Genomic DNA, 19588 nt, shown 5'->3' with positions numbered 1-19588 from the left:
CCAAGACCGCCTGAGCCCCGAGACTGCCTGAGCCCCGAGACCGTCTGAACTCCGAGACCGTCTGACCCCCGGAACGACGCGATCCCGACGCGGAGCCGACCGACATGACGCAGCCCCCCTTCGTCCATCCGGAGAACGGGTCCCACGCGGTCAAGCCCTGGGCGGTGCGCAAAGGGTATGCCGACGAGCATTTCCTGTCGGATTACCGCTTCCAGTTCCCGCGCGAGGACCCGGACCTCGCCGAGGTCTTCGTCTGCACCGACCGGATGTCGTTCGATCCGGGCGAGACGGTGGCGTTCTACGGCTCGACCACCGCCGAGACCTGGTCGATCCAGATCTACCGCGACGGCGTCGCGCCGCAGATGATGCACGAGGCGTTCGACCTGCCCGGCACCTTCACCAAGACCTCCGAGACCGCCTATCGCGACGGCTGCGACTGGCCGGTGGTCCATACCTGGACGATTCCCGAGGGTGCCCGGTCGGGCCTCTACCGCGTGGTCTCGACCTGCCGGCGCCGGGACGGCGAGCGCTTCGTCCAGCATCATTTCGTGGTGGTGCGGCCGACGAAGGCGACGCGGTCGGGCCGCATCCTCCTGATGCTCGCGACCGGCACCTGGACCGCCTACAACGACTGGGGCGGCGCCAACCACTATTTCGGCACCTGGGGCCCGAACCGGAACGAGGGCTCGCCGATCCTGAGCCTGAAGCGGCCCTGGACCCGCGGGATGCTCTGGCTGCCTAAGGGCGCGGCCCGCATCACCGTCTCGCCGCTGCCGGACATGAACGACGTCACCCGCTATCCCTCCAAGGAGTGGGGCTATTCCGGCGGCTGGGGCCAGTACTACGCCGCCGCCGGCTGGGCGCAGTTCGACCGCCACTTCGCCGTCTGGGCCGAGCGCGAGGGCTACGCCTTCGACATCGTCACCCAGACCGACCTGCACCTGCGGCCCGAGATCCTCGACGAGTATTCCTGCCTCGTGACCTGCGGGCACGACGAGTACTGGTCGTGGGAGATGCGCCGGCGCGTGGAGGACTTCGTCGAGCGGGGAGGGGGCTTTGCCCGGTTCGGCGGCAACTTCCTGTGGCAGATCCGGCTCGAGGACGAGGGCGCCCGGCAGGTCTGCTGGAAGTTCAAGGCGCCGACCATGGACCCGGTGCGCGACGATCCTTCGCGAAAGCACCTGCTGACGGCCTCGTGGGAGAGCGGCGGCGTCGCCTGGCCCGGCGCCTCGACGGTCGGCGTCAACGGCTGCCACGGCATGTATGGCAGCTGGGGCGGGTTCGCCCCGCGGGGGTCGCGCGGCTTCACGGTCTACCGGCCGGAGCACTGGGCCTTCGCCGGCACCGACCTGCGCTACGCCGACGTGTTCGGGGCCGAGGCCGGCATCTTCGGCTACGAGGTCGACGGGCTCGACTACACCTTCCGGCAGGGCCTGCCCTATCCGGTGCCGGCCCCCGGCGTGCCGGACACCATCGAGATCCTGGCGATGAGCCCGGCGGTCTTGTTCGAGTACGAGCACGAGGGCGAGGGCACGCGCTATTACGTGCGCGACGGCGACCTCAACGGCCTCGCCGAGCTGGCAGCCGACGCGTATTCGGTCGCGCGGCGAAAGTTCCAGTACGGGTCGGGCATGCTGGTGGGCATGCCGCGCGGCAAGGGCGAGGTGCTCACCGCCGGCTCCTGCGAGTGGATCATGGGCCTCACCCGTCACGACCCCTTCACGCAAGCCGTCACCCGCAACGCCCTCGACCGGTTCTCGGGTGGGGGCAGGGGACGCTGAGACGGATGCCGAGTCGAGACCGTGTCGACTTTGCAGGTGTGGCGGCGCCGGCACGGTTCGTCCTCCCCACGGCCTCATCCTGAGGTGTCGGCGATCGGAGATCGCACGCGACCGACGATCGACTCACCTCGAAGGAGGGTTCCAGAAATCTCCGTGCTCCCTGGAGCCCTCCTTCGAGGCTCACTTCGGTCGCACCTCAGGATGAGGTCGGGAATGGGAGCAACAGTGTTTGTGAATCTCGGTACGATCTCAGTCTGTTGAAATAGAGGGTATGCCGATGACGAACGAGGCCGACCCGAACGCCCTCGCGCAAGCCTGGCTCGATCAGCTCGCAAAACATCTCTCGGCCGACGACGCCTCCGCCGTCGCGGCCCTGTTCGCCCCCGAATGCTGGTGGCGCGACTTCGTCGCCTTCACCTGGACCATCGCCACGGTCGAGGGCCGGCCGGCGATCCGGGAGCGCGCGGCCGCCACGGCCTCGGGCACGCGAGCCGGGAGCTTCATCCTCGACCGCCCGGCTTCCCGCGCCGGCGACACGGTGGAGGCTTGGTTCCGCTTCGAGACGCGGCTGGGGCGCGGCATCGGCCAGGTCCGGCTGGTCGACGGCCTCGCCCGCACGCTGTTCACGGCCTTGCGCGAGCTGAAGGGATTCGAGGAGCGTCGGGGCCCGACCCGCGAGGCCGGCACCGAGCACGGCGCGATCCGCGGCCGCCGGACCTGGGCCGACCGGCGCGCCGACGACGCGCGCCTCGGCCTCGACCGCCAGCCCTGGTGCCTGATCGTCGGCGGCGGCCAGGGCGGGCTCGGGCTCGCCGCGCGGTTGAAGCGCCTCGGCGTGCCGACCCTGATCGTCGATGGCTCGGCGAGGCCGGGCGACGCCTGGCGGCGGCGCTACCGCTCGCTCTGCCTGCACGATCCGGTCTGGTACGACCACATGCCGTACCTGCCCTTTCCCGAGCACTGGCCGATCTACACGCCCAAGGACAAGATGGGCGACTGGCTCGAAGCCTATGCGTCGATCATGGAGCTGGACGGCTGGTACGCCACCACCTGCCGCTCCGCCGCCTACGACGCGGGACGCGGCGAGTGGACGGTCACGGTCGAGCGCGAGGGCAGGGTCGTGGCGTTGCGCCCCAAGCACCTCGTCCTCGCCACCGGCCTCTCGGGCGTGCCGAACGAGCCGGACTGGCCGGGCATGGAGCGCTTCCGCGGCGCCCATCACCATTCGAGCCGCCACCCGGGCGGCGCGGCCTTCGCGGGCAAGCGATGCGTCGTGGTGGGGGCGAACAACTCCGCCCACGACATCGCCGCCGACCTGTGGGAGCACGGCGCCGCGGTCACGATGGTGCAGCGCTCCCCCACGCTGGTGGTGCGGGCCGAGAGCCTCCAGCGCCACGGCCGCCCGCTCTATTCCGAGGAGGCGGTCGCCGCCGGGATCGACGCCGACCGGGCGGACCTCATCGCCGCCTCGACGCCCTACGCGCTGCTGCCCGACCTCCTGAAGCCGGTGATGCGCCGCATCCGCGACGAGGATTCGGCGTTCTACGCCGCCCTCGAGAAGGCGGGCTTCCTCCTGACCTTCGGCGAGGACGAGACCGGCATCGGCATGATGTATCCGCGCCGGGCATCGGGCTACTACATCGATGTCGGGGCCTCCGGGCTGATCGCCTCGGGCGAGATCCGGCTCGCGAGCGGCCGGGGCGTGAGCCACCTGACCGAGGAGGCCGTGGTGCTCGACGACGGCACGGTGCTGCCGGCCGACCTCGTCGTCTCCGCCACCGGCTACGGCCCGATGACCGACTGGGCGGCGCGGCTGATCTCGCCGGAGGTCGCCGCGCGGGTCGGCCCGTGCTGGGGCATCGGCTCGGGCACGGCGCGCGATCCCGGCCCCTGGCACGGCGAATTGCGCAACATGTGGACGCCGACCGCGCAGGCAGGGCTGTGGTTCCACGGCGGCAACCTCCAGCAGTCGCGCCACTTCTCGCGCTACCTGGCCCTCCAGTTGAAGGCGCGCTACGAGGGCCTGCCGGTCGGGCCGCCCTCGCCGAGCGAGGCACGGGCTTGAGCGCTGCCGGCCGGGGGCATGCCGGCTCTCGAGAGCCCGTTCCTCGCAGTCCCGCGATGCGTGGCGAGACGGTGCCCCCACAGGTGTGATGTCCCTGTCGCGGATGCGGCGGCGCCCGGGCCGCCGCCGTCGCGTCGTGGTCCCGGCGGGCCGGCTCAGGCGCCCGGAACCGAGCCCGGCGGCAGGAAGTCGACCTCGCAGGCGGCGGAGCGGCGCACCACCTCCTCCGGATCGGTGAGGTCGTGGAGCAGGTCGAACAGCTGCTTCAGCTTGCGCCCCGGGCTCACCCAGAAGATCGCGCGGTTGGGCGTGTCGGTGCGGTTGTAATAGGCGTGCGGCTTGCCCATCGGCATGCAGACCAGGTCGCCGGCCCGGGCCTGGAGCCACTCCCCGTCGAGATAGAGATCGAAGGTCCCCTCCAGGACGTAGATGAACTCGTCCTGCGTCGGGTGGATGTGCGGCGGCACGAACGTGCCCGGCGGGTCGTAGGTCTCGAAGGAGAAGGCGCTGTCGCAATTCGCCTTGAACGTATAGGTATGTCCGAGGATGTTCCACACGGTCCCGTCGATCCCCTCGCCCGACCTCGTGATCCGTGCCGGAAGCGGTCCGTTCTCGCTCATGTCGTCCTCGCTGTGCTGCGGTTTCGAAGATTGAATTCGAGGTTGCGCGGATTCTCTTGTGAAGGCCGAGAACCCATGTCGGCCAAGGCGATCCGCCGCGCGCCGGCCCTGTCCACTTCACGCAGAAATCCGATCCACGCAGAAAACGGAGGTCCGGTGGCGGCGGGGCCTTGTGCAGGTTTCGACACGACGGGCATTCTCCCCTCTCGGGTCCGGACGACCGGTTCTTCGCCATGGACGACGAGACGCCATCCGATCCGCGCATGGTTGCCGATCCGCACATGATCGCGGGAGCCGCCCTGCCGCTGGCGCGCTTCCCCGTCGTGGCGACGCGGGATCCCGACCTGGCGCGCGAGCAGATCGGGCGGATCTTCTGTCCGCACGGCCTGATCCTCGCCGATCCCGGCACGGCTGCGCGGTTCGAGGCCCGGCATCATTCCGCGGCCTTCGGCGGCCTGACGATCAACTTCGTCTCCTACGGCGCCCGGGTGGAGATCGATCCGGGCTGCCTCGACCGCTTCTTCCTGCTCCAGATTCCGCTGGCGGGCTCTGCCCTGGTGCGCAACGGCGCCCACGAGACCCTCGCCGATCGCGGCCGCGCCACCCTGCTCTCGCCGGCCCTGCCCACCCGCATGGTGTGGGAGGCGGGCTGCCAGAAGCTCATCGTGCTCGTGCCGCGCGGGCTTCTGGAGGAGCACGTCGTCCGGGTGCTCGACCGGGTCCCGCGCCCGTTCGACTTCGATCCGGCGATCGACCTGCTTCACCCCCGCGGCGCCGCGATCCTGTCCCAGGCCCGGCTGGTCCAGCACCTGGCGGAGAGCCGCGAGTGGCCGGGCTCCGCGCCCGACGCGGTCGAGCGCGAACTGGCCTCCGCCTTCGTCACGCTGCTCGTCGGCCACATGCTCGAACGCGGCGGGGCCGTGCCGGCGCAGGCGCAGCGCGTCTCGGTGGCGCCCGCGCATGTCCGGCGGGCCGAGGAGTACATCCGGGCGCATCTCGATTCCGCTCTGAGCCTGCCGCATCTCGCCGAGAGGGCCGGGAGCAGCATGCGCTCGCTCCAGGACGGTTTCCGGCAGTTCCGCGACAGCACGATCTCCGACTTCATCCTGGCCCAGCGCCTCGACCGGTGGCGGGCCCTGATCCTCGCCGCCGACCCGGAGGCGAAGGTGGGCGACCTGGCGCTGGGCGTCGGGCTCAACCATCTCGGCCGCGCCGCGGCGGCCTATCGCGACCGCTTCGGCGAGGCCCCGTCCCAGACATTGCTCAAGCGCCGGGGCTGACGCGCCTGTCAGGCGGCCCGGGAGGTCCCGACGCTCCGCAGGCCCGGCCAGGCGGGCGCGCTCGCCTGGTAGGCGGGAGCGCGGGCGAGGAGACCGGCATAGACCGACGGCCGCAGCGGCGCGAACGTGGCCGCGATCGGATTCGCCTGGCGGGTCGGCACGCCGATATCGGCGAGCAGGCTGGCGAAGTGGCGGTTGTGGTAGGGCGCGATGCACAGGCCGCCGTAAGCCTTGGCGGAGGGGCGCTCGGTCTGTCGCCACGCCTTGAGGCGGGCGATCTCGGCCTCCATCTGCGCCCGCGTCGGCTGGCGCGCGAGCTGTCCGTCCATGTAGCGCACCAGCCAGTGGGCGCCGAGCTCGGCCGAGAGGTTGGTGGCGAAGCTCGAATTGAAGCCGACGAAGCCGAGATCGGGCAGGTCGGGGTTCACCACCCAGCGGTAGAGCCGGTACTGGCCATCGGCATCGATGAGCTTGGCGCGGTCGGCCGCGTCGAGCACCGGCACGTCCTGGCGCCAGCCGGTCGCCATCACCACGAGGTCGGCCGGGATGCGCTGCCCGCCGGTGAGCACCGCCTGCGCGCCCTCGTAGGAGGCGATCGTGCCCTGGATCGTCGCGATCCTGCCCTCGGTCACCAGCCTGTAGAAGCCGGGCGTCTCGACGGCCAGGTTGCAGTGGATGTCGTCCTCGATCCGGGTCTTGGGCGCCAAGCCGTTGCGGCGGAGCTTGAACTGCGCGGTCAGCAGCGTCTCGAGGGCGCGCCAGTTGGCCCAGACCAGCGGGGCGGCGAGCCTCTGCACCGCGCGCCGCACCGGCCCGGCATCGAAGGGCAGGAACATCGCTTCCGCCGCGCGGCAATACAGGATCCGCTTGAAGTTGATCAGCCCGCCGAAGAAGTAGGGGATCTTCCAGGTCGGTTCGAGGAACACCACCGTCACGGCGGCGGCCCCGTGCTTGACCGCGCTCACCGCGACGTCGGTGGCCGATTTCGAGTAGCCCAGGACCACGACCCGTCGGCCGCGGACGGCTCCAGCGTCGGTGTGCTCGCTCGAATGGAGGATCCGTCCGCCGGTCGCCTCGAACCCCTCGGCGCCCGGATGCACGGGCTTGTTCTTGTGGCTGAACTGGCCGGTGCAGACGGCCACGAAGTCGTAGGCTTGCGTGCTCGCCGCGCCGTCGGCGCCCGTCGTCGTCACGTCCCAGCCCAGCTCGGTCCGCTTCGCCAGCCGGGTCACCGACTGGCCGGTGCGGATCAGCGGCAGGAGGCCGAATCGTTCCGCATAGGCGCGCAGATAGGCGAAGACCTGGCCGCCGGACGGCCATTCCGGATAGTCGTCCGGCATCGACATGTCGCCGAAGGCATAGATATCCTTCGGCGTCTGCGTCCTCACGTCGGGATAGGAGCGCGACGGCTCCCACACACCGCCGAGATCCGGGCCGCGCTCGATCACCGTGACCCGGTGCCCGCGCTCCCGGAAGGCCTTGGCGGCGGCGAGCCCGCTGATGCCGGATCCGATGACGCACACGTTGGCTTGCGTGACCATGATGCCGTCTCCGTCATGGGCGCCCTCCAGGGCGCGCATCGTCCATGCAGGAATTGTCATGTCCGTCGCCGGATCGGGCTATCCCGAACGCGTTCCGATTATCCAAATCGCGCAGGATTGAGACGAAACCTTCTGTAATTGCCGACAATTCGCAATCGGACTTCGCTGGACGGCCATGCTGCATCGCAATATCTCATGCGCACATGCAATATATGATGCAACTTGCCCACGCGGCGGGCAGAGCGTGCCTGCGTCGCGACCGGGCCCGGTGGCGACGCGACGAAGCCCGGCCTTCGCGAGAGGGCCGGGCTTCCAGGCGGCCGGGCGGCCGGTCTCGCGTGGGCAGGCTCGGGCGCGCCGGCAGCCGCGTATCGTTGAGCGGGGCCTTCACACGCCCGCAAGGCCAGCCTCCTCACCCTGCACCGGACCGAACGGTTCCGTCGGGATCTGCGACCCCGGAGGTTCCCTACAGGGAACTGCCGCCGCAGATGACCAGGTGCTGCCCCGTCACCGCGGCCGCTTCGGGCGACAGGAAGTAGGCGACCGCCCCCGCCACCTCCTCGGGCTGGATGAAGCGCCCGAGCGGCGGCCGCTTCGGCGCCACGCCGCTGCGCGACGGATCGGTCAGCATCGGCGTCTCGGTCGCCGCAGGGGCGACGACGTTGACGGTGATGCCGCGGGGCATCGCCTCGGCGGCCCACGAGCGGGCGAGGGCGACGAGTGCCGCCTTCGAGGCCGCGTAGGCACTCCGCCCGGCCGCCCCGGCGGCGGTGCGGCTGCCGATCAGGACGACCCGGCTGCCCGCTCCCATGCGCGGGACCAGGAGGTCGGCCAGCCGCGTCGCCGCCTCGACATGGAGCCGCCACATCGTGGCGCCGTCCTCGGGATGCAGTTCGCCGAGGCGACCGACCCGCAGGAGGCCGGCGGCATGGACGAGGGCGTCGACCCGCAACTCGCCGATCGCGGGCGCGATGGCGTCGAGGTCGGAGAGGTCGAGGGCGAGGTGGCGGTAGCGCGGATGCGCGCGCTGCCCCTCGCCCCGGCTCACGCCGGTCACCCGCCAGCCATCGGCGAGGAGCCGCGCGACGATCGCGGCACCGATTCCCGAACTCGCCCCCGTGACGAGGGCGTGGCGCAACGCCTCACTCACCGGCCGACACCCAGGCTTCGCTCACCCGCACGTACTTGATCGCCTGGCGGTGATACGTGAAGGCGACGTGGATCGCCCCGTCCGGCGTCTGGGTCACGGAGGGGTAGGACAGCTCCCGGTTCGAGCGGTCGCGCGAGTTGTTGGTCATGCAGTAGCCGTCGCCGACCTCGATGTCGCGCCGATGCGGCCAGGTCCGGCCGCCGTCGGGGGAAATCGCCAGCGTCAGCGGCGCCCGGGGCGTGCCCCAGAACGCCGTGCGCTTGCCCGGATCGGCCGCGGCCGCCGGGGCGGAGGCCGGCGCGGGCTCCTCGTCCTCGATCTCGTCGTAGAGCGAGGCCCGGCGCTCGGTCGCGGCCTCGGCATTGGTCGCGTTGAAGACCAGCGCGACATGGCCGTTGGCGAGCAGTGTCGCCTGGATCGACGAGTTGTTGTTCGGGAGTGCCGTCGGCACCGGCGCCGACCAGGTCTCGCCGCCGTCGGTCGAGCGGCTCTCGTAGATCGAATCGGCCCAGCGGCTGCGGTAGAGCGCCAGCAGCGTGCCGTCGTGGAGGGCGAGCACGTTCATGTGCACGGCGCCGGTGCTGTCGGGCACCGCGACCTCGCGCCAGGTCCTGCCCTGGTCCGACGAGATCATCACCGCGCTGGTGTCGTCGTCGCCGACCCACTTGGCGCCGGGTACGCTCGGGCAGTGGAAGATCGGCAGGAGCCAGGTGCCGTCCTTCAGCACCGCCGGCGGCTGGCGCACGAAGGTGCCGCAGCCCGGCCGCTGCGCGAACAGGGTCTCGATCGGACCCCAGGTCAGGCCGTGATCGTGGGAGATCCGCCGGCGCACCAGGGCGGTGTCCTGGTTGCCCGACACCTGCGCGGTCCAGATCAGCCAGAGTTCGCCCGTCGGCGCGTTGAACAGGATCGGGTTCTGCTCCGAGCGGGTGGGGTCGTCGGAGAGCTTTTGCGCGTCGGTCCAGGTGTCGCTGCCGGCGGGCAGGCGCGACCCGTAGACCGAGATGTCGGCCATGCCTTCCTGCGTGCCGCCGAACCAGACGCAGGCGAGGTCGCCGTTCGGCAGCGGCAGGATGTTGGCGGCGTGGTTCTGCACGCACGGGGAGGGGATGAAGGCCTCGCGGCGGAGGGGATCGCCGGCGACCGGCCGGACCTCGCCGGTGCGGTCCATCGGTGTCTCGATGGTGTCGAGCATGGGGGTCTCTCCGGGGTCAGGCGGTGGTGGCGGGGCGGGCGGGTTCGGTCTTGGGGGCCGTTTCCGTGTCGCCCCGCCCGGAGCTGTCGCTCCAGCGGAAGGCGCGCTCGATGCCCATCACGACCAGTGGCGCGAGGGCGGCGATGTACATGTTGTCGACGCCGTAGGGATTGCCCAACGCATACCAGATCGTGGTGGCGAGCGCCGAGCCGAGCAGTCCCAGCGTCGCGCCGCGGTTCGAACCGAACCAGGGCAAGTAAAATCCGACCATCGCGACGATCGAGATCGACAGGCGCAAGGCGCGCGTGAAGAACGACAACTTCAGGATCTCGGGAATGAAGAACACGAAGACCAGCGGCACCACGGCGATGACCAGCGAGAACACGCGGGTCATGCGCAGCTCCTGGGCCGGCTCCGGCTTCCAGTACGGCACGTAGAAGTCGCGCACGACCAGCGACGCGATGGCGAGCGCCACGGTGCTGACGCTGACGAAGATCGAGGCGACGAGCGAGGTGGTGACGACGCCGGCAAGCAGCGGGTGCATGTTCTCCAAGAAGATCGGCAGCGCGTAGAGGCTGTTCATGCTCGGATAGAGCGTCTTCGCGGCCAGGCCGATCAGCGCCAGCACGACCCCGAGCGGCAGGCAGAACGCCGCCGCGTAGAGCGCCGAGGCCCGGGCCGCCGAGGCGCTCTTCGTCGAGGAGATCGCCTGGACGATGAACTGGGTCGAGAAGATCGCCCCGACCGTGCCGAAGGTCCAGGCGAAGATCGTCGCCGCGCCGATCTTGCCGTCCCAGGTGAAGTATTCGGGGGGGAGCGCGGCCTGCATCGGGGCGATGCCGCCGGTGGCCGACAGCGCGACCCACAGGATGATGCCGATGCCCCCGACCTTGATGGCGCTGTGCAGGATCGTCACCCAGGCGACGCCCTTCATCCCGCCGAAGACGTAGTAGAACGTGCTCACCGCCGCGATGATGCACATCGCGGTCGGAATGTTGACGCGGAGCGCCGTCGAGATCGCGGCCGCACCACTGACGTAATTGCCCACGTTCACCAAGAGCAGGGCGTAGATCATGATGATCGAGACGGTCATCATGGTCGACTTGCCGTATTTCTGCGCGATCGCGGCCGAGATCGTGTACTCGCCCGAATCGTAGATCCGGCGGACGATCAGGAGCCCGAACAGCAGGAAGCCGATCGAGGCGCCGAGCACCGACCAGGCGGCGGCGATCCCGGAATTGAACGCTTCCTGCGCGGTGCCGACCGTCGACTTGGCGCCGACGAATTCCGACATCAGCAGCACACCGACGACGAGCGCCGGCATCGAGCGCGACGCGGTCATGAACTGGGCGTTGGTGCGGCTGCGCAGCTTCAGGGTCAGCCAGCCGGTGAACAGGATGTAGGCGAGCACCATGACCGCGATGGTCAGGCTCTCGCCCTCGGTGAACTCATGCATGGGCGTGTCCTCGGGGTGATGCTTTTGTCGATCGATGATTGGCGACCCGCCCCTGTCGGGACGACTGATCCGTCAGCGGACGGAGACCCGAACGGGGGGGGGCGACAGGTCGGGCCGGCGTCTTCGCGCGCCGTTCCCCGGCGACGTCTTCAGGACGCCCGGGCCAGTCCCTCGTTCGTCCCCAGCAGCGCGGCGCGCTCGGCCTCGGTCAGCGGCATCAGCGGCGGGCGCAGGCGGTGCCAGCCGGCATCGCCGGTGCGCTCCGCCGTCATCGCCTTGAGCGAGGCCATCTGGGCAAAGCGCGAGGCGCGTTCGCGGGTCGCCACCACGCGTCCTTGCGCCGCCGCGACCGCCTCGGCCTTGGCCGGATCGGCGTAGTGGTCGAAGACGAAGCGCAGGTCGCGGGCGCAGAGGTTGGTGGTCGCGGTGACGGCCCCGGCCCCGCCGATCTTCAGGAGCGGCAGCATCAGCGGGTCGGCCCCGGCCAGCACCGAGAAGCCCGGGAAGCGCTCGACCAGCGCCGTCATGTGGGCGAGGTCGCCGGATGAATCCTTGATGCCGGTGACGATGCCGGGGAAGCGCTCGCGCAGCGTCGCGATGACGCCGTGGGGGATCGCCACGCCGGACATCTGCGGGATGTGGTAGAGCACCACCCGCAGGCGGTCGTCGCCGACGCCTTCGATGATCCGCGAATAGGCCGCGACCAGCCCGTCCTCGGAGACGCCCTTGTAGTAGAAGGGCGGCAGCAGCACGGCCGTGGTGACGCCGACCGACAGCGCGTGGCGGGTGAGCGCCACGGTCTCGGGCAACGCCGCGACGCCGGTGCCGGGCATCAATTGCGCGGGCGCGACGCCGCCGGCAAGCGCGGCTTCGAGCAGGCGCATCCGTTCGTCGGCGGAGAACGAGTTCGCCTCGCCGGTGGTGCCGAGCAGCGCCACGCCGGTGCAGCCCTCGTCGATCAGGTAGCGGCAATGGTCCGTGAAGGCCCGATAATTCGGGTTCAGGTCCTGGTCGAGGGGCGTGAGGGCGGCACAGAACACGCCGCGCGGGAAGACTTGGTCGGTCATGACGGAGCGCTCCTCAGCCGGCGGCGTGGTAGAGGGCGAGGATCTGCTCTTCGCTGATCTCGCGCGGGTTGTTGTCGAGGAGCCGGCGGATGGCGTGGGCCTCCGCCGCCATGGCGGGCAGATCGCCGGCCGGCACCCCGTGCGCCGACAGGCGCATCGCGATGCCGAGATCGGCGCACCAGCGGGTCGTCGCCTCGACCACCGCCGCCTCGTCGTCGCTCTCGGGCAGCCCGAGCGCCGCCATCACCTGGCGGGTCTTCTCCGGCACCGCGGGCGCGTTGAAGGCGAGCGTGTGCGGGAAGATCACCGCGCAGGCCAGCCCGTGCGGGATGTGGTGGCGGGTGCCGAGCGGGTACGCGACGGCGTGGCCCGCCGTGGTGTTGACCGGACCGAGGCAGAACCCGCCGTAGAGCGAGGCGAGCGCCAGTCCGGCCCGGGCCTCGCGGTCGCCCCCGTCGCGCACGGCGCGGGGCAGGAAGCGGCCGACGAGACGGATGCCCTCCAGCGCGTAGAGATCGATCAGCGGGTGGGCCTTCCTGCTGGTGAAGGCCTCGACGCAATGCGCCATGGCGTCGACGCCGGTGGCGGCGGTGACCGCGGCCGGCACCGTCATGGTGAGGTCGGGGTCGATCACCGCGGCGTCGGCCAGCATGAAGCGGCTCTGCACCGCGAGCTTGTTCTGGGTGGCCGGATCGGTGACCAGCGCCCGGGTGCCGCCCTCGCTGCCGGTGCCGGCGGTGGTCGGGACCAGGATCAGGCCGATGCGGCGGCCCCGCACCTTCTCGGGCCCGACGACCTCGTGCAGGGTCTGGCCGCTGCCCGGCAGCACCGCCACGAGCTTGGCGAGATCCATGGCGCTGCCGCCGCCGAAGCCGACGACGAGATCCGGATTGGTCTCCTCGGCGAGCGCCAGCGCCCGGTCGAGGTTCGGGATGTCGGGCTCGGGCTTGACCTCGCCGAACACCCGTACCTCGCCGGGCAGGTCGAGAGAATCGACCCGGGCTGCGTTGAAGGCGTCGGCGACGACCAGGATGTTGCGGGCGCCCATCGCGCGGGCGCGGCGGCCGACGGCGGCGACGGTGCCGGAGCCGAAGTCGATGTCCGGGCGGACGATCTCGATGGCGGTGGCGAAGGGATTCACGCGGCGCTCCTCTGGGTCATTACGCCGTTGGCGGCGAGACGCTCGGCGTATTCGATGGCCTCGATCAGGCTGCGCTCGTTGGCGATGCCCCGCCCGGCGATGTCGAAGGCGGTGCCGTGATCGACCGAGGTGCGGATGATCGGCAGGCCGAGCGTGATGTTGACGCCCGACAGGTCGACCCAGCGACCGGTCTCGGGGTCGACCTCGAAGCCCAAGAGCTTGACCGGGATGTGCCCCTGGTCGTGGTACATCGCCACGACCGCGTCGTACTGGCCGGCCCGGAGCTTGACGAAGACCGTGTCGCCCGGGACCGGGCCGACGATGTCGAGGCCGTCCGCCACCTTGCCGGCGATCACCGGCGCGCTGACGTCGATGTCCTCGCGGCCGAACAACCCGCCCTCGCCGGCATGCGGGTTGAGGGCCGCGACGGCGATGCGGGGCTTCTCCAGTCCGATCCCCTTCAGCGCCGCATGGGTGAGGTCGATGACGAGGCGCAGCCGCTCGGGCGTCAGGCGCTTGGGCACGTCCTGGAGCGCGACGTGGGTGGTGACGTGGCTCACCCGCATGTTGCCGTGGGCGAGCATCATCACCGAGCCGCGTACCCCGGTGAGGTCGGCCAGCATCTCGGTATGGCCGGCATAGTGGTAGCCGGCGAGGTTCAGCGCCTCCTTGTTGAGCGGCGCCGTCACGATGCCGCCGATCGTGCCGGCGAGGGCGAGATGCACCGCCCGCTCGATCGCCTTGTAGGCGAAGCGGCCGCCATCGGCGCTGAGCCGGCCCGGCTCGATCGGCGCGCCCTCGTCGTCGGCCTGCAGGCAGCAGAGCGCCGGCCAGGGACCGTCGCCGGAGACCTCCGGGATCTCGACGCCGAGGCCGAGCGCGCCTTGTGCCCGCTCGAGCGCCGGGTTGCTGCCGATGACGACGAGCTTCAGGTCGCCGGAGGCCAGGCGGTCCTTCAGCTTGTGCGCGGCCTTGACGATGATCTCGGGGCCGATCCCGGCGGGATCGCCCATGGTGATGGCGAGGTGACGGGTCACGCGACGGTCCTTTCCGAGATGAATCCGTTCTGGCGCAGGAGGTCGCGCCAGACGGGGGGCGTGCCGAACGCCCCGGATTTCGAGATGACGGTGGTGCCGTCCCACAGGCCGCCGCGCATGCGGGAGCGGGGCAGGCCCGGGGCGACCTGGCCGGTGACGACGAGGCCCTCGGTGCGAAGCGCCAGGCACAGGGCCTTCAGGGTCTCGCCCCCGGCGACGATCAGGGTGCCGGGCGGGGGCAAGGCGCGGGCGAGGCGCCCGAAGGCGGCGGCGATGCGCTCGGCGGCCTCGTCCCGGGCGAGCCCTGCGGGCAGCGAGAGGCTCACGAGGGCAGCGTCGTCCGTTGCCAGCCGGTCGGCGACGACGCCGGCCGGGGTGGTCTCGTCCAGCACGAGCCGGTGCTCGGGGCAGTGTGCGAGCTGGTTCTCGGTCTCGGGCCGGTCCGAGCCGAACAGGCCGAGGACCGGGCCGTGCAGGCGCGCATCGCCGGGCGCGGGCGCGCGGCGGGCGAGCGCCCCGGCGAGGCCGCCGCTGCCGCACCACAGGACCGGCGCGCCGTGGGCGAGCGCGGCGATGCGGTCGAGGTCGCCGTCCTCCGCCGCGTCGTAGACCGCGACGCCCGGGACGAGCCCGTCCGCGACCGCGGCGCGGCGGGCCGGCACGCCGGCCGCGCGCAGGGTCTCGGCGATATCGCCGGAGACCGGTTCCCAGCCGGACCCCGTGCGGGCGACCTGCCGGCCGTCGCGGGTGACGCGGCCCTGGTAGGGGAAGGCCGGCGCGACGATCACGGGACGCCCGTCGCCGAGGCAGGCGGCGAGCTCCGCCGCCCAGGGGCCGCGCAGCAGGCTGTCGAGCTTCTTGAAGGCGAGATCGGCGCCGGCGAACATCGGGGCGGCGGACGCGACGACCCGGGCCGCGTCCGGCACCTCCCGCTCGCGCGTGCCGGTATCGAGGGCGAGGCTGCCGCCCGCCGGCAGGGCCCCGCCGATCCACGCGGCCTCGATCGGCCCGACGAGGCCGGTGAAGCCGGCGGCGGTGTCGAGGGTGCCGGTAAGGTCGTCGGCGATGAGGCGCAGAATCGGCATCGGGCTCACGCGCGGCCGGCTGCCCGGATACCGGCCCGACTGATGCCGAGCTTGGTGGACAACATGACAACTGTGCGGACCACCCCGGACCGCCGGGCATGCCACAAGACGGTCGGGGCTGTGCTTGCGTCCCTCGTCCCCCCGGCACCGGTCATGTCATCCTCCCCGTCGGCGCCATCACAGGTGCCGCATTTGTTGTAAACTTGTTATGTGGTACGGGAGGTCGTGCGGACTTGTCAAGCGGTCGTCACGAGGCGATGGCAGCCTGACGCCGCGCGGCAGGCGACGAGGCCCGCATCCGGCGAGGGGCGGCATCGGATCGAGGTCACCATGACGGGCGTCCATCTGCCCCCTGCGGACGGCGACGCTCGCCTCGCGTGGCTGCGGCTCATCTCCGCGCAGGCCCGCGAGCGCTACAGGTCCGTCCCGGCGCTCGCTGGCGTGGCCGACGCACCGCCCCTCACGGAGGCACGGTTCGCGGCGTGCCGGGTGCAGATCGCAGTCGACGACGCGAGCGGCGAGATCGTCGGCTTTGCCGCCACGCGCCTCCTCGACGGCCTGCTCTACCTCGACAACATCTCCGTCGAGGCCGGTGCGTCGGGGAGGGGGATCGGGACGGCGCTGCTCGACGACGTCCGCGCGCGGGCCGTGCGCGTCAATGCCCCGGCGGTGACGCTGACGACGTTCCGGGAACCGGCCGGGAACGGGCCCTGGTTCCGCCGGCGCGGCTTCCGGCCGATGCCGCCCGAGCGGATCGGTCCGGGATTGCGGGCGGTCACGGATCGGCAGGGCCGGACCTTCGATCCGGGCACGCGCGAGACCTTGTGGCGGCCGGCGTGACGGGAGTTCGGATCGCCGTCACGCCAGCGCATTCCTCCCGTCCGCCTATCGGTCGTCACAGAGACAGATCGAGCATCCGCCCCTCGAACAGCCGGTCGCGCGAGGAGCAGATGTGGCGGTGCATCCGGTCGCGGGCGGTCTCGGCATCGCCGTCGCGGATCGCCGCGAAGATGGCGCGATGCTCGTCGAGCACGCCCTGGAGACCGGAATTCGGCCCGAGCAGGGCCAGGCCGTGAATCTTCATGCCCACCGCGATGTGCGATTGCAGGGCCTGGAGCGACGCGCCGTAATAGTGGTTGTTCGAGGCTTCCGCGATGGCGAGGTGGAAGGCGAAGTCGGCGTCGTCGCGGTGCTGCTGCTGGCGCGTCGCGGTATTCATCAGGTCGAGGGCGGTGGCGATGCGCTCCAGCGCCGGGCCGTTGCGGCGGAGCGCGGCGTAGCGGGCGGCCTCGGGCTCGATGGTGAGGCGGAACTCGTAGCAGCGCTGGATGTCGGCAATGCTCTCGACCGGGGCGTAGCCGAGCGCCGGGGCCCGGCTCTTGCCGCGCACGAAGCTGCCGGCGCCCTGGCGGGACACGATGATGCTCTCCCGCCGCAGCCGCTCCAGGGCGGCGCGGACCACCGGGCGCGAGACCTTGTAGCGCGACGCCAGCTCGTTCTCGCTCGGCAGCTTCTGGTTCTCGCCGTAGGTTCCGCCTGCGATCTCGGTGAGCAGGCCGTGATAGACGCCGTCGGCCAGGCCTGACGGCCGGGCGGCACCGTCCGGCTCGGCGTCGACGACACCCTGAACTACCGAATGCATGAGGTCCCTTGGCTCCCCGATGCGGCCGGACCGGCCCACCACCTCGCGACAAGTATGGCGCGATCCCTGGTTCGGGCGCAAGCTTGTAAAATGTTGTTAGGGCCGAACCGGTGAGCTTTTCGCCATGCTGCGCGTGCGCGCCGACGCCCCGGACATGTCCCCGGATCGCCGGAGCGCGCGCGAGGAGCGGCATCCGCCGGATGCGCAGGAAACAAGCGGTCGAGGGCGGGTTCGACGAGGAATATCGGTGTTCGTGTCGCTCAAGAGCCTGCATGAGCCTGCGACAGTCGGCGATACGGATGCCGTCCTCCGCCGCCTCGATCGCGCTGGCGTGCTCTGGAACGGCGGCGATCGCGGCCGTTCGCGCCTCGCAGCGAGCGCGAGAGGATGTCGCGCTCACCAGCTTCGATAATGCGTCAACGAAGGCTCATTCGAGCAGACGCTGGATGGCCGGGAACCTTGAATCGCTTTCCTGTATCAGTAATTTCGGTACCATCGACGCGCAAGATGGAAAAATCTTGATCGATGTAGTTCCCAACCAGCAAATACCGTCCATCGGGCGTGAAAACGGCAGCTTCTGGAAGTCCTCCAACCTCAATTTCTTTGATTTTGCTCAAATTTTTTCCATCTATCTTCAAGATATCAATGTTACCATTTTTATTATAGAAGTATGATTTTTTGTTTGAATTCGATCCCCTTAATATGACAGCGACTGCGACATCTCCCTCCGGGCTGATGGCTAGCCCCTCAGGGCCATCCCCAACCACGACGCGATCCGTTATGCGAGGCGGACTTGCCTCAAGATCGACCACGCTCACCGTATCGACGCTTCCATCCGATGCGCTGGAATTGCCGTTATCCGCTGTAATAGCAATCTTACCATTAGGTGAGACCGCGACATTGTACGGCCATTGTCCCGTTGGAAGATCAACCTTATTATAGGTTACCTTTCCATTATCCGATATTTCGAGAATGGAAATTTTGTGATTAGGAAATTTTACTGCGACGGCTCTACGACCGTCAGGTGTGAACGCCACATGAGAAACAACATCTCCCATCGGCACCGTATCCACCAGCTTCACCTCCTTGCCACGGATTGAGAGTACCGCCACTGAGTTGTCACCGCGGTTGGCAATCAGGGCCATGTCTCCTTTCGGGTTGATGTCCAAACCGGAAGGCATTTTTCCGATGTCTATAGTCGTCAAAAGCTTTGGAGGATTGGCCTCAAGATCGATGACATACACCTTGTTATCGGGCACTTGTTTTAAATTGGCGCCATCTTTCAGCACATCGATGGAATCGGCCACAAGAGCGAGAGTTCCTGATGGATTGATGGCAACGTTCACAGGTGGGCCTACGACGGAGTTTTTCAGGGGAAGGCTCGCGATAATTTTAGGATCTTCCGGATTTGCAAGATCGACGATCAGGACACTGTCTTTTCCTGGTGGGGATAAAACCAGCTTCCCTTCATCGTCCCAAATTGCCTTCTCGTCGTTTCCGACGATCATGTACGGGCTAGACGAAGCACCCCCACACATCGCAAGCAGGGAGCCTCCAATAATACCCGCCAGAGCTGCACATCGCCCGATCATGTTCCCTCCTGCATTTTTATTGTCGCCAGACTAGCGGGAGCAGGGAGGCCTTGCCAAGGGCAGCGGCCTCATCATGTAGCGTCTCACGGGCGGTGATGGTCCACGGTTGCCATGACGTTGCGGGTCACCTCGCCCATGTCCCACCCCGGTCGCTCGCCGACATCTGGCAGGTCTGGTTCGGCCATGCTGCCCATGACGAGGCGCAGCTGCGCGGGGCGCTCAAGGAGGCCTGCCGCACGGCCGACCTCGTCGGGACTCCCCGGGCGGAGCCAGAGATCGACTGCGAGTTCGGCCGCGTCGCCGCGCTCCTGCCGCGGGAGGATTTCGTCACGCCGGCCACCGTGCTCTGGCATGCCGGCATGCATCTCGGTCTCCAGCGGGAGGGCCTCTATCCCGCCCTGCTGGCGGGCCTGCCCCGGATCGGCGTGATCGGTGCGCGCGACCTCACGCAGGCGCTGCCCGCCCTCTACGGCGTGGGCCCGGTCGAGCGGTTGCCCATACCGCCGGAAATGGCCCATTCCGATCTGCCGGGGGCGGAGAAGGCCGCGCAGGTCGCGGCCGACACCCATCTCGCCGCCCGCTTTCCCGCCCTGACGGAGCGGGAATCGCCGACGCGCGGGAGTGCCGCCCGCAGCAGCGGGCGCGAGGCGATCCAGAAATGTTCCTTGTCCCGGATCACGCACGGGAAGCCGCGCGCGACCAGATCGTGGAACTCGCGCGGATGCAGGGGGCGGCGAGCCCGGAACACGACGCTGCGGATGCCATATGCCTCGGTTTCCTGCCCTTGTTCGCCGTTGGGACGGTGAGGCTGCGCGACCATTGCCAGCGCCGGGCAGGCGTGGTCCGCGAATGAAGGGCCGCCCCGGCGAGTAGCTTGGGAAAGTAGCTTGGCACAGCGCGTCGCCCTCGAAGGCCTGCGCGCGAACGAACGTTACG

Annotated in this window: 17 protein-coding genes; 4 read left to right on the top strand and 13 right to left on the bottom strand. The window is 69.7% G+C overall.

Going from position 1 to position 19588, the window contains the following annotated elements:
• Window positions 1–104: 104 nt before the first annotated feature.
• Both AC3AOF_RS32265 and AC3AOF_RS32260 read left to right on the top strand, forming a co-directional pair.
• Window positions 105–1781: a N,N-dimethylformamidase beta subunit family domain-containing protein gene (locus tag AC3AOF_RS32265; protein WP_236993311.1), complete on the top strand. Its 1677-nt coding sequence runs from the start codon at window positions 105–107 to the stop codon at window positions 1779–1781.
• A 277-nt stretch (window positions 1782–2058) separates the two neighbouring features.
• Window positions 2059–3846 (top strand): flavin-containing monooxygenase, encoded by a 1788-nt coding sequence (locus tag AC3AOF_RS32260; RefSeq protein ID WP_488349159.1) that lies wholly within the window; start codon window positions 2059–2061, stop codon window positions 3844–3846.
• Window positions 3847–4001: 155 nt separating this feature from the next.
• Here the strand turns inward: AC3AOF_RS32260 and AC3AOF_RS32255 are convergent, their stop codons facing one another.
• Window positions 4002–4466 (bottom strand): cupin domain-containing protein, encoded by a 465-nt coding sequence (locus AC3AOF_RS32255; protein WP_236993313.1) that lies wholly within the window; start codon window positions 4464–4466, stop codon window positions 4002–4004.
• Between the two features lie 233 nt (window positions 4467–4699).
• On the opposite strand from AC3AOF_RS32255, the gene AC3AOF_RS32250 reads away from it, so the two are divergent.
• Entirely contained in the window at window positions 4700–5746 is a 1047-nt protein-coding gene (locus AC3AOF_RS32250; RefSeq protein WP_488349158.1) for an AraC family transcriptional regulator, read from the top strand.
• A gap of 8 nt (window positions 5747–5754) precedes the next feature.
• Here AC3AOF_RS32250 and AC3AOF_RS32245 read toward each other — a convergent pair whose 3' ends face one another.
• From AC3AOF_RS32245 to AC3AOF_RS32210, 8 genes are all read right to left on the bottom strand, one after another.
• Window positions 5755–7347 (bottom strand): flavin-containing monooxygenase, encoded by a 1593-nt coding sequence (locus tag AC3AOF_RS32245; RefSeq protein ID WP_488349157.1) that lies wholly within the window; start codon window positions 7345–7347, stop codon window positions 5755–5757.
• Window positions 7348–7753: 406 nt separating this feature from the next.
• A complete protein-coding gene (locus AC3AOF_RS32240; protein ID WP_488349156.1) occupies window positions 7754–8437 on the bottom strand; it encodes an SDR family NAD(P)-dependent oxidoreductase in 684 nt (227 codons plus the stop codon).
• Window positions 8430–9632, bottom strand: a complete 1203-nt coding sequence (locus AC3AOF_RS32235) for a sialidase family protein (RefSeq protein WP_488349155.1) — start codon at window positions 9630–9632, stop codon at window positions 8430–8432. Before AC3AOF_RS32235 ends, AC3AOF_RS32240 begins: the two co-directional genes overlap by 8 nt.
• A 16-nt stretch (window positions 9633–9648) precedes the next feature.
• The gene (locus AC3AOF_RS32230; protein ID WP_488349154.1) at window positions 9649–11088 is read right to left on the bottom strand and encodes a sodium:solute symporter family protein; all 1440 of its coding nucleotides are present in this window, start codon (window positions 11086–11088) and stop codon (window positions 9649–9651) included.
• A gap of 149 nt (window positions 11089–11237) precedes the next feature.
• Complete coding sequence (locus tag AC3AOF_RS32225) at window positions 11238–12155, bottom strand: dihydrodipicolinate synthase family protein (protein WP_488349153.1); 918 nt, start codon at window positions 12153–12155, stop codon at window positions 11238–11240.
• Window positions 12156–12168: 13 nt separating this feature from the next.
• Window positions 12169–13296: an iron-containing alcohol dehydrogenase gene (locus tag AC3AOF_RS32220; protein WP_488349152.1), complete on the bottom strand. Its 1128-nt coding sequence runs from the start codon at window positions 13294–13296 to the stop codon at window positions 12169–12171.
• Window positions 13293–14333 (bottom strand): 4-hydroxythreonine-4-phosphate dehydrogenase PdxA, encoded by a 1041-nt coding sequence (gene pdxA / locus AC3AOF_RS32215; protein WP_236993320.1) that lies wholly within the window; start codon window positions 14331–14333, stop codon window positions 13293–13295. Before pdxA ends, AC3AOF_RS32220 begins: the two co-directional genes overlap by 4 nt.
• Window positions 14330–15418 carry a four-carbon acid sugar kinase family protein gene (locus tag AC3AOF_RS32210; RefSeq protein WP_488349151.1) on the bottom strand — a complete coding sequence of 363 codons (1089 nt, stop codon included), beginning with the start codon at window positions 15416–15418 and terminating at the stop codon, window positions 14330–14332. Before AC3AOF_RS32210 ends, pdxA begins: the two co-directional genes overlap by 4 nt.
• A 330-nt stretch (window positions 15419–15748) precedes the next feature.
• On the opposite strand from AC3AOF_RS32210, the gene AC3AOF_RS32205 reads away from it, so the two are divergent.
• Window positions 15749–16258, top strand: coding sequence for a GNAT family N-acetyltransferase (locus AC3AOF_RS32205; protein ID WP_488349150.1), 510 nt, complete (start codon window positions 15749–15751; stop codon window positions 16256–16258).
• A gap of 55 nt (window positions 16259–16313) precedes the next feature.
• Here AC3AOF_RS32205 and AC3AOF_RS32200 read toward each other — a convergent pair whose 3' ends face one another.
• The 4 genes from AC3AOF_RS32200 to AC3AOF_RS32185 all read right to left on the bottom strand — a co-directional run bounded on the left by AC3AOF_RS32200 (window position 16314) and on the right by AC3AOF_RS32185 (window position 19472).
• Window positions 16314–17060 carry a FadR/GntR family transcriptional regulator gene (locus AC3AOF_RS32200; protein WP_488349149.1) on the bottom strand — a complete coding sequence of 249 codons (747 nt, stop codon included), beginning with the start codon at window positions 17058–17060 and terminating at the stop codon, window positions 16314–16316.
• Window positions 17061–17476: 416 nt separating this feature from the next.
• The gene (locus AC3AOF_RS32195; protein WP_488349148.1) at window positions 17477–18652 is read right to left on the bottom strand and encodes a YncE family protein; all 1176 of its coding nucleotides are present in this window, start codon (window positions 18650–18652) and stop codon (window positions 17477–17479) included.
• An 83-nt stretch (window positions 18653–18735) separates the two neighbouring features.
• Window positions 18736–19170 carry a hypothetical protein gene (locus tag AC3AOF_RS32190; RefSeq protein WP_488349147.1) on the bottom strand — a complete coding sequence of 145 codons (435 nt, stop codon included), beginning with the start codon at window positions 19168–19170 and terminating at the stop codon, window positions 18736–18738.
• Window positions 19119–19472: a GTP-binding protein gene (locus tag AC3AOF_RS32185; protein ID WP_488349146.1), complete on the bottom strand. Its 354-nt coding sequence runs from the start codon at window positions 19470–19472 to the stop codon at window positions 19119–19121. The genes AC3AOF_RS32190 and AC3AOF_RS32185 overlap by 52 nt, the downstream gene beginning before the upstream one ends.
• Window positions 19473–19588 lie beyond the last annotated feature (116 nt).

It is taken from the genome of Methylobacterium sp. 142-1Y, assembly GCF_057747795.1.
This window is presented reverse-complemented; position numbering and strand designations above follow the sequence as displayed.

Coding starts and splice junctions, on each gene's coding strand:
- AC3AOF_RS32205 (WP_488349150.1), top strand. CDS start 15,749: ATGACGGGCGTCCATCTGCCCCCTGCGGACGGCGACGCTCGCCTCGCG.
- AC3AOF_RS32200 (WP_488349149.1), bottom strand. CDS start 17,060: ATGCATTCGGTAGTTCAGGGTGTCGTCGACGCCGAGCCGGACGGTGCC.
- AC3AOF_RS32195 (WP_488349148.1), bottom strand. CDS start 18,652: ATGATCGGGCGATGTGCAGCTCTGGCGGGTATTATTGGAGGCTCCCTG.
- AC3AOF_RS32185 (WP_488349146.1), bottom strand. CDS start 19,472: ATGGTCGCGCAGCCTCACCGTCCCAACGGCGAACAAGGGCAGGAAACC.
- AC3AOF_RS32265 (WP_236993311.1), top strand. CDS start 105: ATGACGCAGCCCCCCTTCGTCCATCCGGAGAACGGGTCCCACGCGGTC.
- AC3AOF_RS32245 (WP_488349157.1), bottom strand. CDS start 7,347: ATGACAATTCCTGCATGGACGATGCGCGCCCTGGAGGGCGCCCATGAC.
- AC3AOF_RS32230 (WP_488349154.1), bottom strand. CDS start 11,088: ATGCATGAGTTCACCGAGGGCGAGAGCCTGACCATCGCGGTCATGGTG.
- AC3AOF_RS32260 (WP_488349159.1), top strand. CDS start 2,059: ATGACGAACGAGGCCGACCCGAACGCCCTCGCGCAAGCCTGGCTCGAT.
- AC3AOF_RS32255 (WP_236993313.1), bottom strand. CDS start 4,466: ATGAGCGAGAACGGACCGCTTCCGGCACGGATCACGAGGTCGGGCGAG.
- AC3AOF_RS32250 (WP_488349158.1), top strand. CDS start 4,700: ATGGACGACGAGACGCCATCCGATCCGCGCATGGTTGCCGATCCGCAC.
- AC3AOF_RS32235 (WP_488349155.1), bottom strand. CDS start 9,632: ATGCTCGACACCATCGAGACACCGATGGACCGCACCGGCGAGGTCCGG.
- AC3AOF_RS32210 (WP_488349151.1), bottom strand. CDS start 15,418: ATGCCGATTCTGCGCCTCATCGCCGACGACCTTACCGGCACCCTCGAC.
- AC3AOF_RS32225 (WP_488349153.1), bottom strand. CDS start 12,155: ATGACCGACCAAGTCTTCCCGCGCGGCGTGTTCTGTGCCGCCCTCACG.
- AC3AOF_RS32190 (WP_488349147.1), bottom strand. CDS start 19,170: ATGGGCCATTTCCGGCGGTATGGGCAACCGCTCGACCGGGCCCACGCC.